Origin of the sequence: Tenacibaculum aquaeponti, assembly GCF_052084715.1 — a bacterium.
In the GTDB taxonomy this organism is placed as follows: Bacteria; Bacteroidota; Bacteroidia; order Flavobacteriales; family Flavobacteriaceae; genus Polaribacter.
The window spans coordinates 597,848-613,476 of the sequence record NZ_CP197288.1; the positions used below are offsets into that span (position 1 = coordinate 597,848).

At 28.3% G+C, this 15,629-nt stretch carries 12 protein-coding genes; 7 read left to right on the forward strand and 5 right to left on the reverse strand.

The window, feature by feature from the left end; translation table 11 throughout:
- The first annotated feature begins 67 nt into the window (after positions 1–67).
- The 3 genes from ACSIGC_RS02865 to ACSIGC_RS02875 all read left to right on the forward strand — a co-directional run bounded on the left by ACSIGC_RS02865 (position 68) and on the right by ACSIGC_RS02875 (position 3,964).
- The gene (locus ACSIGC_RS02865) at positions 68–484 is read left to right on the forward strand and encodes a hypothetical protein (RefSeq protein ID WP_442266653.1); all 417 of its coding nucleotides are present in this window, start codon (positions 68–70) and stop codon (positions 482–484) included.
- Between the two features lie 201 nt (positions 485–685).
- Positions 686–1,318, forward strand: a complete 633-nt coding sequence (locus ACSIGC_RS02870) for a hypothetical protein (RefSeq protein ID WP_442266654.1) — start codon at positions 686–688, stop codon at positions 1,316–1,318.
- A gap of 195 nt (positions 1,319–1,513) precedes the next feature.
- Positions 1,514–3,964 carry a T9SS type A sorting domain-containing protein gene (locus ACSIGC_RS02875; RefSeq protein ID WP_442266655.1) on the forward strand — a complete coding sequence of 817 codons (2,451 nt, stop codon included), beginning with the start codon at positions 1,514–1,516 and terminating at the stop codon, positions 3,962–3,964.
- A 1,117-nt stretch (positions 3,965–5,081) separates the two neighbouring features.
- Here the strand turns inward: ACSIGC_RS02875 and ACSIGC_RS02880 are convergent.
- Positions 5,082–5,309 (reverse strand): hypothetical protein, encoded by a 228-nt coding sequence (locus ACSIGC_RS02880; RefSeq protein ID WP_442266656.1) that lies wholly within the window; start codon positions 5,307–5,309, stop codon positions 5,082–5,084.
- Positions 5,310–6,070: 761 nt separating this feature from the next.
- Here ACSIGC_RS02880 and ACSIGC_RS02885 point away from each other — a divergent pair.
- From ACSIGC_RS02885 to ACSIGC_RS02895, 3 genes are all read left to right on the forward strand, one after another.
- Positions 6,071–6,487 (forward strand): hypothetical protein, encoded by a 417-nt coding sequence (locus tag ACSIGC_RS02885; protein ID WP_442266657.1) that lies wholly within the window; start codon positions 6,071–6,073, stop codon positions 6,485–6,487.
- Between the two features lie 242 nt (positions 6,488–6,729).
- Positions 6,730–7,764: a hypothetical protein gene (locus ACSIGC_RS02890; RefSeq protein WP_442266658.1), complete on the forward strand. Its 1,035-nt coding sequence runs from the start codon at positions 6,730–6,732 to the stop codon at positions 7,762–7,764.
- A gap of 152 nt (positions 7,765–7,916) precedes the next feature.
- Positions 7,917–8,417 carry a hypothetical protein gene (locus ACSIGC_RS02895; RefSeq protein ID WP_442266659.1) on the forward strand — a complete coding sequence of 167 codons (501 nt, stop codon included), beginning with the start codon at positions 7,917–7,919 and terminating at the stop codon, positions 8,415–8,417.
- 415 nt (positions 8,418–8,832) lie between these two features.
- Here the strand turns inward: ACSIGC_RS02895 and ACSIGC_RS02900 are convergent, their stop codons facing one another.
- The 3 genes from ACSIGC_RS02900 to typA all read right to left on the reverse strand — a co-directional run bounded on the left by ACSIGC_RS02900 (position 8,833) and on the right by typA (position 12,497).
- Complete coding sequence (locus ACSIGC_RS02900) at positions 8,833–9,237, reverse strand: hypothetical protein (RefSeq protein ID WP_442266660.1); 405 nt, start codon at positions 9,235–9,237, stop codon at positions 8,833–8,835.
- 265 nt (positions 9,238–9,502) lie between these two features.
- Positions 9,503–10,657, reverse strand: coding sequence for a class I SAM-dependent methyltransferase (locus tag ACSIGC_RS02905; protein ID WP_442266661.1), 1,155 nt, complete (start codon positions 10,655–10,657; stop codon positions 9,503–9,505).
- 70 nt (positions 10,658–10,727) lie between these two features.
- Positions 10,728–12,497, reverse strand: coding sequence for a translational GTPase TypA (gene typA, locus ACSIGC_RS02910; RefSeq protein WP_442266662.1), 1,770 nt, complete (start codon positions 12,495–12,497; stop codon positions 10,728–10,730).
- A gap of 176 nt (positions 12,498–12,673) precedes the next feature.
- Here typA and fahA point away from each other — a divergent pair, with 176 nt between their 5' ends.
- Complete coding sequence (gene fahA / locus ACSIGC_RS02915) at positions 12,674–13,963, forward strand: fumarylacetoacetase (RefSeq protein WP_442266663.1); 1,290 nt, start codon at positions 12,674–12,676, stop codon at positions 13,961–13,963.
- Positions 13,964–14,035: 72 nt separating this feature from the next.
- Here fahA and ACSIGC_RS02920 read toward each other — a convergent pair whose 3' ends face one another.
- On the reverse strand, positions 14,036–15,589 hold the full coding sequence (locus ACSIGC_RS02920; RefSeq protein ID WP_442266664.1) for a DEAD/DEAH box helicase: 1,554 nt from the start codon (positions 15,587–15,589) through the stop codon (positions 14,036–14,038).
- Positions 15,590–15,629: the final 40 nt, after the last annotated feature.

Consider the following 15,629-nt stretch of genomic DNA (forward strand, 5'->3'; position numbering starts at 1 on the left):
TTAAATGTGTCTGGTCGAGCGCAGTCGAGACCTTTTTATTATTTTTATTGGTATAATTTAAAAACTAATGCTCATAAGTCTTTATTTACGAATCTGGTTTTGGATAACATTTATTAGATATCGTAATAGTTTGCCTACAACTTCTGATATTGAAAATCCTAAAATGGAAATTGAAGGATTTTCTCAGTCTTTTACATATGAAGACGAAGGTCTTGGGGAGGCAAAATGGCCTTTACCTGAAGCTTTTAAATATGTAATTTCTTATCGTACATATTTAGTCATTGGTATAGAAAATGATAAAAATTTCATGCGTTCTAAGCGTTTTGATAGAAGTATTTACACTATGGCTAAGCGTTATTTTCCTAATTGGATTGGCTTTGATCCTCCTCGATGTACTTATAATGCTGAATTATCAGATCGAATGCAAAGAATACGAAAAGTATCTTTATGGAAATTTGAAAAAATGTTCGATGAAGAAATTTAATTTTCCTTTTTAACCATAATTAAATTTAGGTTTTTTTTCACTTTATCACTTATTTACAGATATTCTATTGTTTATTATAAAAAATTTCTTTTCTTTAACTTGTTGAAAAATGAAAAAGTGATAGATACTTCCTCCTATTCCTTTATTTTTCTGAGTTATTTTTTAATAAAAAGTAAGTATATAAGGCTTTAATCGTTTCGTATGCTTAATAAAATTGAATATATAATCAGTTGTGGTGCATTTAAGAGAAACATTGTGAATTTAAATAAAGTACTTTTTCTACCGATTTTATTTTTGTTGTTTTACTGTAATCAGAAACAGGAAAAAACTGAAAACGGACCCCACTCTGAATCTGAATTGAAAACTCAATCGGAATTGGAAACTCGAAACTATAAGAAAGATGTTTCTGAATTTGCTCTGAATTTCTCACCCAAAGGTTCATCTGCTTTAGACTCAATTCCCAAAAACATCATCAAAAGATTTAGAGAATTAAGAACTATTGACAAAAATGCTCACGAAAAATATGTGACTCTGCTTTTCACCAAACTTTATGCTGAACATTTACAATGTTGTCATCAGTCATATGTCATTGAAAATTTCCCAGCAGATAAATCGGAATATGATTTTGATAAATTGACTATGGTAAATGAATTTGCTTTTATGTCAAACTATCTGGACGATGAAAAGTTACCTGAAATTTGGACTTCAGGAATTATAGAAAAATGGTTGACTGAAAACCCTGAATTGTTGGAATTTGAGCCAATTGAAAAATATAACCAATTCATCAAAACAGTATCTGAAAAGATTAAAAATGACGATTATTGGGACAATTAAAAATAAAAAAACGACACCACAACAAGGTGTATAATTAATTGCGGCTGAATTTCCTTTGCGGAAATTTAATCTTATTAATTATCTTTCCGAAACAACGGAAAATGACTCGCGTCTTTTTCCCGCAAAAAATCATACACAAATACGTTGTACATAATATACTCGATAGTAAAAAAAACAAAACCATATTACATAATTATGAAAAACAAATTGCTTATACTATTGTTCATGTCTCAGCTTGGCTTTGGCCAGATAACTTTTGATGAAAAAATTATTGTTGATGAATTTCCTCAAACCAAAAATGCTAAAAACGTATATGTTTCTGATATTGATGGTGATGGAGATAAAGACGTGATTTCCATTTCAGAATCAATATCAACATTTGAGAGAAAATTAACTTGGTTTGAAAATATTGATGGTTTAGGTACTTATTTTAGCCCACACGTTATCACTACATCTGGCAAAATTCACGCTATATATATTACCGATTTAGATGGTGATGGTGATGAAGATATACTTACCACTTCTCTTTTTGAAGGCACAATAAGTTGGTATGAAAACGAAGACGGTTTTGGTACTTTTTCTAATCCGCAAATTATTACTACATCTGGCAATAGTCATTTTATATATGCAACCGATATAGATTTTGATGGGGATATGGATGTACTAGCTATTTCTTATGCTTATAATATGATTACTTGGTACGAAAATACAAATGGACAAGGTGTTTTTGGGAGTCGACAAGTAATGTTAATATCTACTAGTCAAGATATTTCTTCAGCTTATATAGCAGATATAGATAGTGATGGAGATATGGATGCTATTCTAGCCTCTAATTCTGATGATGTAATATCATGGTCGGAAAACATTAATGGTTCTACTTATGGGAACCCACAAGTTATAGATAATTTTGAGGGAATATCTACAAAATATGCAACTGATTTAGATGGGGATGGTGATATGGATATAATTGCTTATTCATATAATCAAGGTAAATTAGTTTGGTATGAAAATACAGATGGGCAAGGCGCTTTTGGAAATCAACAAATTATTGCAAATATTACAGAAGATATAGATATATATGCAGCAGATGTAGATAATGATGGAGATATGGATGTTTTAGTATCATTGTTTTTTGCAGACAAAATAGTTTGGTATGAAAACATAAATGGACAAGGCGCTTTTGGAAGTCAACAAATAATTACCAATAATACTAATACAGCTTTATCTGTATTAGCATCTGATATAAATAATGATGGTAATATAGATGTGTTTTCTGCTTCTAGTACAGATGATAAGATAGCTTGGTACGAAAATTTAGATGGACAAGGCACTTTTGGAAACCAACAAACTATTGGAGCATCTGCTGATGGTGTAAAATCAGTATATTCTACAGATGTAGATGGAGATGGTGATATGGATATAATTTCTGCTTCAGAAAATGATAATAGAATAGCTTGGTATGAAAATATAAATGGTGAATTTAATTATGGGAATCAGCATATTATTACCACAGATGCAATTGGCGCAAAATCTGTACATGCAACTGATTTAGATGGCGATGGTGATAATGATGTGCTTTGCGCTTTTTATACAGGTATAGCATGGTATAGAAATATAGATGGTTTAGGTAATTTTGAAACCATTCAATATACTGGGTATTCTAGTAATGGATATACTTCAATATATTCTTCTGATATTGATGCAGATGGAGATATGGATATTATTACAGCTTCTTATTTTGATAATAAAATAGTTTGGCATGAGAATAATGGCTTTGGAATAATGGTTTCTCAGCAAAATATAACAACAATTGCGGAAGGAGCTAGTTCTGTTTATTCTACTGATATAGATGGAGATGGAGATATGGATGTACTTTCTGCTTCTGAGAATGATAACAAAATAGCTTGGTACGAAAATTTAGATGGACAAGGTACATTTGGCGCACAGCAAATAATTACCACCAATGCATATGGAGCAAGTTCCATTTATTCTATTGATATAGATGGAGATGGAGATATGGATATACTTTCTGCTTCTAGGGATGATGACAAAATAGCTTGGTATGAAAACACAAATGGACAAGGTGTATTTGGTACACAGCAAATAATTACTACCATTGCAGATGGAGCTAGTTCTGTTTATGCCATAGATATTGACAATGATGGTGATAAAGATGTAATTTCTGCTTCTGGAAATGATGACAAAATAGCTTGGTATGAAAATACAAATGGACAAGGTGTGTTTGGCGCACAACAGATTATAACTACTAATGTAGATAATCCATCATCAGTTTATGCTATAGATATAGACAATGATAATAATATAGATGTTTTATCTGCTTCATTTGATGATGATAAAATTATTTGGTATAAGAACACACAAGGAAGTCTTAGTATTGAGGAATATTCTAAAAAAAGTGTTTTAATATACCCTAACCCAACACATAAAATGTTAAATATTAAAACGTTTTCGACTATAAAGGCTATTTCTATTTATGATCTTAATGGAAGGTTATTAAACTCTATACAACTATCTCTTTTGACATTGGATTATCAACTAAATGTAAATGATTTACCCAATTCAATTTATTTTTTAGAAGTAGAATTTGATAATTCAAAACAAGTTATAAAGTTTATAAAGAAATAAAATACTGTGCACAACAAAGTGTATAATTAATTTCTTTTTGTTACTTATTTAGAAAATACTTATAGGCTTATAGGCACTTTATTATTTATTAAATTTATAGCTTAAACCACGCCAACTAACCATACACAAAACCGTTACCCAAAATTAAAACCAAATTTGTGACAGAAGGAAATTAAAAAGAACAAATATTCCTGAGACAAATCAGTGAAAATATATTATTATCAAAGGTTTCATCTGAAATCACTTTCCCTGAAATCAAACCGTATTCTTTTAGTTACTTCTTCTTTATTTCCAATGAATAGGGAGAATTTATTGGTGTTATAGAGGATAGAGGTATAAATGATCTGCATTGTTATATAACAAAAGAATCAAGAAAAAAGGGATATTTAACAAAATCCTTAAAAGAGCCTATTATTCCATATATCTTCTAAGACAACAAAAAGGATTATGATAGACAAAAAATTACAATTGATAAAAATAATCTTAGTGAAACTAATTATTTAAACTCTAAAAAAGTCGCTACAAGTTTAGGGTTTAAACCACTCAATGAAGATGAAACACATTTCGAACTAATTAAAAAGCATTTTGATTGGTCAAATGAAAATATAACAGAGAAAAATAAACTTATAACAAAAGAAAGAACAGAATCATTAAAAGACAAAATCTCAAACCTTTGCTATGAATTTGAAAAGATTTGTTGTGAGTTAGAAATGTCTTATGGAAATAATGATATACTGTTAGAACAGCTTTTAGATATTTCAAAGAATATTGAATATTCAAAAATGAAAGTTGATGATTTAATATTTACGCAAAACAAAAAAATAAATAACGTTAACTAATAACGTGTATGAAGCAAAACTTATAAGTACTTAAGCGAAAGGTTTATGTTTATACATGAAGTACAACAAATTTTAATTTAACTCTTAAAAAGAGAATATAAAATTAGACCTATATGTAACTGAAAAGCTAGTGCGTGAATATCAGTTGCTATTCATAAACAAAACCATTAAACCATTCTATAACCACTATACATTCTAAGCGTTTTAATCATATCTCCTAAAACAAATAAATATTTAGCCCTAGACATATACACGTCAATAAACGAATTGTTTTTGGTTTATATTCGAACTTTTCCAATTAAAAATGTAAGTTCAAACTTATTCTTTAATTTATGAAATAAAGATTTTTGTCGAAGTTCTAAAACATTTTCATGAGGTAGATATTTATAATCATCTAAATCTTTAGCATCTATTTTAGTTACTACAGATTTTTTAATATGATATAACGCTCGAATAGTAATTAGAATTTGTTCAGAATTCTTGAGTTTTAGTAATACAATAGGCACATCATCTTCATTAATTTGTATTTGAAGATTTGTCTGTTTAAAATCAACTTCATCAAAAAAGATCTACTTACGACTATTTCTATAGTCTTTTAATCGTCTAAAAAACGTTTAGATAACTGCTCTTTGGTTAAAGTTTTCTTTTCCATAAATCTCTATAATAATAGAATATTAATTTATACATTTTTGTCAGTTCGAGTGTTTTTTATAGAGTGTTAACGTAGTAAAAAATATATCGAGAACAATTTGTATAAATATAACTTCACGATAGCTCCACTGAGCAATAGTAATATTATAAAATTATTTTTATTAAAATTCTAAATAACCTATATTTCCTCTCCTTTTCCTTGATACAAAGGAGCAAAAATCAAGACTGAAATGATAAGAATTTAAAAATACTAAGGTATCAACAACCACAGATGAAAAGAACTCCCTAAAGCTCATACAGCTTTTCATCTTTCGGCTAACCTTCTACCTTGATTTTTTAAAATTCTTATCAATAGGTTAAGCTTTAATCTCAGTTAGAGAATTAATTTTTTTCGATCACTATAAATCGAACATTTTACAGTGAAGTAATCTATATACCTGTGAATAAATTATTTCTTTCCATAGATTTTGCGCAGGAAACACAATAAAAAAGATTTGAAAAAAAACTTATTTTTAATCGCTTTTGTATTGTTCTCAATTAATTAATGTCATTAAATGTGTCTGGTCGAGCGCAGTCGAGACCTTTTTATTTTTTTATTGGTATAATTTAAAAACTAATGCTCATAAGTCTTTATTTACGAATCTGGTTTTGGATAACATTTATTAGATATCGTAATAGTTTGCCTACAACTTCTGATATTGAAAATCCTAAAATGGAAATTGAAGGATTTTCTCAGTCTTTTACATATGAAGACGAAGGTCTTTGGGAGGCAAAATGGCCTTTACCTGAAGCTTTTAAATATGTAATTTCTTATCTTACATATTTAGTCATTGGTATAGAAAATGATAAAAATTTCATGCGTTCTAAGCGTTTTGATAGAAGTATTTACACTATGGCTAAGCGTTATTTTCCTAATTGGATTGGCTTTCATCCTCCTCGATGTACTTATAATGCTGAATTATCAGATCGAATGCAAAGAATACGAAAAGTATCTTTATGGAAATTTGAAAAAATGTTCGATGAAGAAATTTAATTTTCCTTTTTAACCATAATTAAATTTAGGTTTTTTTTTCACTTTATCACTTATTTACAGATATTCTATTGTTTATTATAAAAAATTTCTTTTCTTTAACTTGTTGAAAAATGAAAAAGTGATAGATACTTCCTCCTATTCCTTATTTTTCTGAGTTATTTTTTAATAAAAAGTAAGTATATACAGCTTTAATGGTTCTGTATATTGAATGAAAATAAATATAAAAATAGTTAGTAATAATTATGAAAACAACAAAAATAATATCACTTCTTATTATAGCTATCCTATTAGGATGTGGTAAAGATGAAACTGAAGATAAAATTAGTAATTGGAATACATATACAGGAGATGTTTGTTTTATTAATCAAAAACAAATTGATAGTTTTGCACAATTTGGATATTACAGAGTAACTGGTTCTGTAAAGATTGGAGAACGTAATTCTTATAATAACCTGATAACAAACACAAAAGGATTAAGTAATCTAAAATACATCTTCGGGGAATTAGAAATTTACAATAACAATTTACTTGAAAATTTAGATGGATTAAATAATATAAAACAAGTAAAATCCATATCAATTCAGTCAAATAATTCTTTAGTTAAAATTGATGGATTTAATGAAATTTATGATGATGTTACATCTTTATATATCACTGACAATTCAAATCTTCAAAGTATTAACGGTTTTCAAAATTTATTTTCATCAAATATATTTATCTCAAACAATGATTCATTGAAGACAGTAAATGGATTTAATGAAATTGATTATATTAGACACTTGCATCTAGAAAATAATGATAACCTTTATGAAATAAGTAAATTAGGTAAACTTAGAGTAATTGGATCTATAAGTATATTAGACCATGAAAACTTATTAAATTTGGATTTTTTATCTGCCCCTTATTCACAAATTGGAAATTTGAAAATAAAAAATAACAAATCTTTAATAAATATTAATGGATTAAATAATATAACACAATCTTATAGTATTACAATATCTAACAATAATTCATTAGAAAATATCGATGGCCTTTCAAATATAAATAAAGTAGGGGAAAAAATTAAGATAACAAGTAATTCATCATTATCAAATCTAAATGGATTAGCTAATCTAACGTACATACATGAGGGTATTACTATTTCCGATAATGAAAATCTTTCAGATTTTTGTGGTTTAGTATCACTAGTAAGTGAAGGAAATTCATCTTTAAATATCCAAAATAACTTATATAACCCGACTATAAATCAAATTTTAAACAATCAGTGTTCTCAATAAATAACTATTGTAACATACTGCATAAATAACAGTAGTAAGAGTTATAAGCAAAAGGTAAAACAAAAGTCAGTTTAAAATCGAAAAAGTCATGAGTAGAATTTCGCTATCCCTCATATCCAAGATCATTATTTTTCAACAATAACGAAACGCATATGAAAAGAATAATTTTTATTTTTATTTTAGTTTTTTCGAATATCTATTCCCAAAATCATTATGTAAAACTACCTTTAACCAAAAACAACTGCCCTACATTCATTATCGAAAAAGAAATTATTGCAAACGAAAATGTAATCGCAACAGCAAAGGAATCAATTGATGAAATAAGCGTTCTAAAAGATAAATCAAATCGTAAAAAACATAAATTCTTCAATCTGACTGAAAATGGAATTATTTTTATTCGTTTAAAACAAAAAATTGCTTTTAAAACACAATCTGAATTGAATGATTTTTTTGGATTAAAAAAAAATAACGAAGTCTATGTGAATGGATATTTAATAGAAAAATCTAATTACAAAATCGCGACTGATTGTATAGTAGAAATTGAATTGGTAGAACCCGATTTAGAAAATAAACTTAAACACAAAGTAGTTAATGTTTGGACTCTAACAAAAGAAAAAAGAATTAATGGTTGTGATAAACATAATGTAAATTAAAAATAACAACTTTACGAAAATTTATAAATGAAATTAAGACAGGGTAGCTGCATTCATTTTTACTCAGAATTACAAAATCCTATATTAAACTTAAAATTATTGTATAATAATTTTAACTTCTAACTAACAGTTATGAGATTTTTTCACTACAAAAACAGAGATCATAAAAACATATAAACCAAATTTATAGTGAAAATATTAATAAAAGGAATTTTTAAAAGATAACATAGAATTCTAATTACTAAAAACCATATGTTATGACAAAAAAATCAAATAACTAACCTTTTAACTATATTTGATTTAAAACATAAAAACAAAGGTAAATTCTATAATTAAAGTTAGAATACAAAAAAACACCTATCATTGTTACATTGAATCGTTACGCATAATAAACTTTACAAAGTTAATAAAAACTTCAAACTATCTCATAACCACTATACATTCTAAGCGTTTTAATCATATCTGTTAAAACAAATAAATATTTAGCTCTGGTCATATACAAATCAATAAACGAATTGTTTTTGATTTGTATTCGAATTATTCCAATTAAAAATGTAAGTTCAAACTTATTCTTTAATTTATGAAATAGCGATTTTTGTCGAAGTTCTAGAGCATTTTCATGAGGTAGATATTTATAATCATCTAAATCTTTAGCATCTATTTTAGTTACTACAGATTTTTTAATGTGATATAAAGCTCGAATAGTTATTAGAATTTGTTCAGAATTCTTGAGTTTTAATAATACAACAGACACATCATCTTCATTGATTTGGATTTGAAGATTTGTCTGTTTAAAATCAACTTCATCAAAAAAGATCAACTTTCGATTATTTCTATAATCTTTTAATCGTCTAAAAAAAACGTTTAGATAACTGCTCTTTTGTTAAAGTTTTCTTTTCCATAAATCTCTATAATAATACAATATTAATTTACACATATGTCAGTTCGAGTGTTTTTATGGAGTGTTAACGTAGTAAAAATATATCGAGAACAATTTGTGTAACTAGAACTTCTCGATACAAAATTATTCTTCATTACATTACAAATAATTTTACTCGAAGTGACAATAGATTATAAATAACTTACTACAGCAACGTCTCTAAATAATGATGATCGATATGATACAGCTCTTTTAAGCTTTCTATCTTTTTATCGATACCTTCTATATCTTTCTTTTTGCTAGACTTACTACCAATCAACATTACATTTTTGTGTGTATGTTCACTGCTAATAAATTCGAAAACTTTAGTATTGTAGTTGAATTTTTCTAAAATTAATGCTCGAATGGTATCGGTAATCATTTCAAATTGACGCTCTTTAAAGATTCCGTATTTTAATAACGGACTCTCCTGCTCTCTACCTTTTACTTGCTGACGTACTTGTTTATGGCAACACGGCGCACAAATAATTAATTCAGATTTTGCCATTAAACCTTTGTAAATCGCATCATCTGTAGCTGTATCACACGCATGTAAAGCTATTAAAATATCTATTTTATCGTTGTCGTATTCTTGTATACGTTGCGCAATAAAGTTCAACTGATCAAAACCACTTTTTTTAGCAATATCGTTACAATAATCTACCAAGTATTCTCTTAGTTCTATTCCTGTTATAGATACATTATACCCTTTTAAATTGACTAGGTAATCGTATAAAGCAAAAGTTAAATACCCTTTACCAGAACCCATATCTACAATTTGTAGTTTTTTGTTCATATCTAAAGAAGCAATTAAACTTTCAATTACTTCTAAATATTTGTTAATCTGGCGATATTTATCAGCCATTTTAGGAATTACTTTATTGTTCTTATCTGTAATTCCTAAAAATTGCAAATAACTACTTGAAAGGTTTATTCTCTTTTCCTTAGGCTTATCATGAATTTCGGGAAGTTTATTTTTAAAACTTGGTGCAGTAGTTCTATAACTTACTTTTTTCTTTTTAGAAATCATAACTAACAAGTCAGATTCCAAAGTAAATAAAGTAGCTGCTTTGAATTTTTCTAATAACAATGTTTCTAACTCTTCAAAGGCTTCTTCTACACTATAATTCTTTGTTTGATCGTTTGTGTTATATCGATACGTGAACTGCAATTGTTTTTGATTTTTGATATTCACCAATCGTACATAAACATTAGGTAAATTAAAGCTTTTACTTATAGGTTTACTCAATGTTAACTTTACAAAATTATCGTTTAAAATTGCTTCTTTTAAAGCTTGAAAAAGTTGTCCAAATTCATTCATTCGGTAAAGGTATTAAAATAAAAAGGTCGCTCAAAAGAACGACCTTTATTACTAATATAATAATTTAGTTTTATCTAAAGTTTATCTTTCTCATTCGTAAACTTTCAGGAGTAACTTCTAAATACTCATCATCTTTGATGTATTCCATACATTCTTCTAAAGACATATCAATTTTAGGAGCAATTTTAACTCCATCATCAGATCCAGAAGCACGAACATTTGTTAACTTCTTTCCTTTAATTAAGTTTACAGCTAAATCATCTTGTTTAGCATTTTCACCTACAACCTGACCTTTATAAATCTCTTGGTTAGGATCGATAAAGAATTTACCTCTATCCTGTAATCTATCGATAGCATAAGCTGTAGCTTTTCCACTTTCTGAAGAAACAATAGCTCCATTTACCAAATCAGAGAACTCACCTTTATAAGCATCGTAACCTCTTAAACGGTGATTTATAATTGCTTCACCTTGAGTTGCTGTTAGTAATTTATTTCGTAAACCTATTAAACCTCTTGAAGGAATATCAAACTCTAAATGTTGTAAATCTCCTTTAGGTTCCATAACTAATAAATCACCTTTACGCATTGTAACTAAGTTAATTGCCTTTGAAGCTAATTCTTCAGGTACATCAATAACTAATGTTTCATAAGGTTCACATTTTACACCATCAACATCCTTCAAAATTACTTGTGGACGACCTACTTGTAATTCATATCCTTCTCTACGCATTGTTTCAATTAAAACAGATAAATGAAGAATTCCACGTCCAAAAACATTAAACTTATCCTCAGTATCAGTATCCTCAATTCGTAAAGCTAAGTTTTTTTCAGTTTCTTTATATAAACGATCACGTAAGTGACGAGATGTAACATATTTACCTTCTTTTCCGTAGAAAGGTGAATTATTAATTGTAAATAACATACTCATTGTAGGTTTATCTACTTCAATACGATCTAAAGCTTCTGGATTTTCAAGATCTGCAATTGTATCACCAATTTCAAAATCATCTATTCCGGTTACAGCACAAATATCACCACTACGAACTTTATCTGTTTCAGCTTTACCCATTCCTTCGAAAACATGTAATTCTTTGATACGAACTTTTTTAGTTGTACCATCTGCTTTACATAACATGTAATCTTTATTTTTTTCTAGATCTCCTCTATAAACTCTACCAATTGCTATTCTTCCTTTAAATGAAGAATAATCTAATGACGTAATTTGCATTTGAGGTGTTCCTTCTCTGTATGGTGCTTCTGGAATAGTTTCTAAAACAGCGTCTAATAAAGGAATAATATTTTCAGTTGGTTTTTCCCAATCTGTACTCATCCATCCATTTTTAGCTGAACCATAAATAGTCGTAAAATCTAACTGCTCTTCCGTAGCTTCTAAAGCAAACATTAAATCGAATACTTTTTCGTGAACTAAATCTGGAGTACAGTTTTCTTTATCTACTTTATTAACTACAACTATTGGAGTTAATCCTAACTCTAATGCTTTACCTAATACAAAACGTGTTTGTGGCATTGGTCCTTCAAAGGCATCAACTAACAATAATACACCATCAGCCATTTTTAATACACGTTCTACTTCTCCACCAAAATCAGCGTGACCAGGAGTGTCTATTACATTAATTTTAACTCCTTTATAATTTACAGAAACGTTTTTAGATAAAATCGTAATTCCTCGTTCTCTTTCTAAATCATTATTATCTAATAATAAATCTGTACGTTCTTTACGCTCATCTAATATTTTAGCCTGGTCTATGATTTTATCAACCAAAGTAGTTTTTCCATGATCTACGTGGGCTATAATTGCTATATTTCTTATGGATTGCATAATGCTACATTAATTTGCCGCAAAAGTAATGTTTCACATTGAATTGCACTAATAATGAAGAACATATTTATTCTTAACATATTTATAGGAAAAATATCTGTATTTTTTAGCCTTTAAAGTTTGTTGTGAATTGAAAAAATATGTAGGTTTGGTGAAACAATTAACTAAAAAACGAAATGGAAATAACAGCCAATAACCCAAATCGTAAATCGTGGTTGAAAGTTGAAGAAACTTCAGATTTCCCAATTCAAAATATTCCTTTTGGAGTTTTCTTAACTCGTGATGATATTATTACCATTGGAACAAGAATTGGTAATTTTGCAATTGATTTAGGTGCTTTACATCAATTAGGGTATTTTGAAGGAATTCCATTAACTGATGATATTTTTTTACAAGATACTTTAAATGACTTTATTGCTGATGGTAGAAAAACTTGGCGATTAGTTAGAAATAGAATCGCTGATATATTTGATGTTAAAAATGGTAAACTTCGTGATAATGCTGATCACAAAGATAAAATCATTTTTAGAATGGATGAGGTTGAAATGCTTTTACCTGTACAAGTTGGAGATTATACAGATTTTTATGCTAGTAAAGAACACGCTACAAATGTAGGTAGTTTATTTAGAGACCCTAAAAATGCTTTATTACCAAATTGGTTACACATTCCTATTGGATATCATGGTAGAAGTTCGTCTATTATCCCTTCAGGAACACCAATTCATAGACCTGTAGGACAATCTAAACCTACTGAAGAAGGTGGTTCTCCAAATTTTGGTCCTTCAAAATTATTAGATTTTGAATTAGAGATGGCATTTATTACAACTGTATCTAATGACCTAGGAGATCGTATTTCAGTTGAAGAAGCTGAAGATTATATTTTTGGTTTAGTTTTATTTAACGATTGGTCTGCTAGAGATATTCAAGCATGGGAATACCAACCTCTAGGACCTTTCTTAGGAAAAAACTTTGCTTCTACAATTTCTCCTTGGATTGTTACTTTAGATGCTTTAGAACCTTTTAGAGTTGACAATCCTAAACAAGATCCACAACCTTTACCATATTTACAACATGAAGGTAAACACAGTTTCGACATCAACTTACAAATGGCTATTCAACCAGAAAATGAGAAAGAAACTGTAGTTTGTAATTCAAATTTTAAATACATGTATTGGACTATGGCACAACAATTAGCGCACCATACTATAAATGGATGTCCTGTTGAAGCTGGAGACATGATGGGTAGTGGTACAATTTCTGGGCCTACTCAAGATAGTTTTGGATCAATGTTGGAATTAACATGGAGAGGTCAGAACCCTATTAAAATGAATGACGGTAGTGAACGTAAATTTATTAACGATAATGATACTGTAATTATGAGAGGATATTCTAAAAATGATACCGTAAGAATCGGATTTGGAGAATGTACTGGTAAAATTTTACCTGCAAAGCCTTTTAAAAAATAAATAACACATTATTTTTAATAACATAAAAAAACCATTTCTAAATAGAAATGGTTTTTTTTATATTTTATTTTTTTACTCTTCTGGGGGTGGATGACCAAAAACTTCCTCATATACATCATCAAAATTAGCTCTAATGTGTGAGTTTAATTTTTTTCTATAATCATCTTGTAACCAATCAATAAAATTATGAGTTGATTTACAAATACATTTAGAATACCTATGAATTCTATCATCTATATCTCCACCTAACTTTTTTGCTAAAATTAAAGCATCAAAAACATCTTCACTATTTTCAACACACATTTTAGTATGATGAATTATAGACTTCTCTAGTACTTTTTTAGAACTTTGACCAGCTTGTATAGTATCAACATAAACTCGTTTTACATCGAAATACAAATCTTCTTCTTTAGTATTAGCAAACTCCTTTTTAACGTCTTCTGGTAATTCATACTTAAAAGTACTTTCAATATCTTCGTCAGTCAATAAATTATCCAAATAGAAATTAGGTGCTCTAAACATTTTTTGCCAATCTAAATCAGCTCCCCAAGGTCCAAATCTGTGAAAGTTATTACCTAAATCTATTACATTAAAATGAGATTTACCAGGAATAATTCTAGAACCACGACCAATCATTTGATAATATAATGTTAATGATTTAGTTGCCCTGTTTAATATTATAGATTGAACAGAAGGTTCATCAAACCCTGTTGTTAAAATACTTACAGAAGTAATAATTGCATTAGGAGTTTGATTAAACCATTTTAAGATAGCATCTCTTTCCTTTTTTGTATTTGTGTTATCTAAATGTGCAATTGGATAACCTGCCCTTTTAAAAGTATCATATACATAAAGTGATGTATTAATACCGTTATTAAAAATTAATGTTTTTGTCCCTTTTGCTCTTTCTTCATAAGCTTGTAAAAGCTTAGATAACATGTTGGAATTAGTATATAAATCTTCAGATGATTTAACTGTATAATCTCCATTAGCTCCAACTTCTAAAGAAGTTAAACCTACATTATACGAATATATATTTGCTTTAGCTAAATATTCATTTTCTATAAGAGTAGCAATACTTTCTCCAACAATTAATTGATCATAATTATCTTTCATAGGCATTTTTATGTTAGAACTCAGTGGAGTTGCCGTAACACCTAATATAAAAGACTTATTAAAAAACTTAAAAAGCTTTGTAAATGAGTTATAGTGTGCCTCATCTATAATTACTAATCCTACATCTGATATATCTAAAATATCATCATTCAAACGATTATTTAAGGTTTCTACCATTGCTACAAAACAATCGTAATCACCTTGATCATCTAATTCCGCCTTACTATCAATAATTTTATTTACTACACCGAATTCTCCTAGCATTCTTGCTGTTTGCTTACACAACTCAATACGATGCGTCATTATTAAAACCTTTTTTTGATAATGCTTTAAATACTGACGAGTAATTTCAGAGAAAATAACAGTTTTACCTCCACCTGTTGGTAATTGGTATAACAAATGATAATTTTCTGGAGCATTTTCAAAACTTTTAAAAATATTGAATAATGCTTCTTTCTGATAGTTATATAGGCTCTTCCCTACTTTATTTTTTGACTCTGTGACGCTCAAAAGGTTAATTTTTTTTGAAAGTTCAAAAATACAACCTATT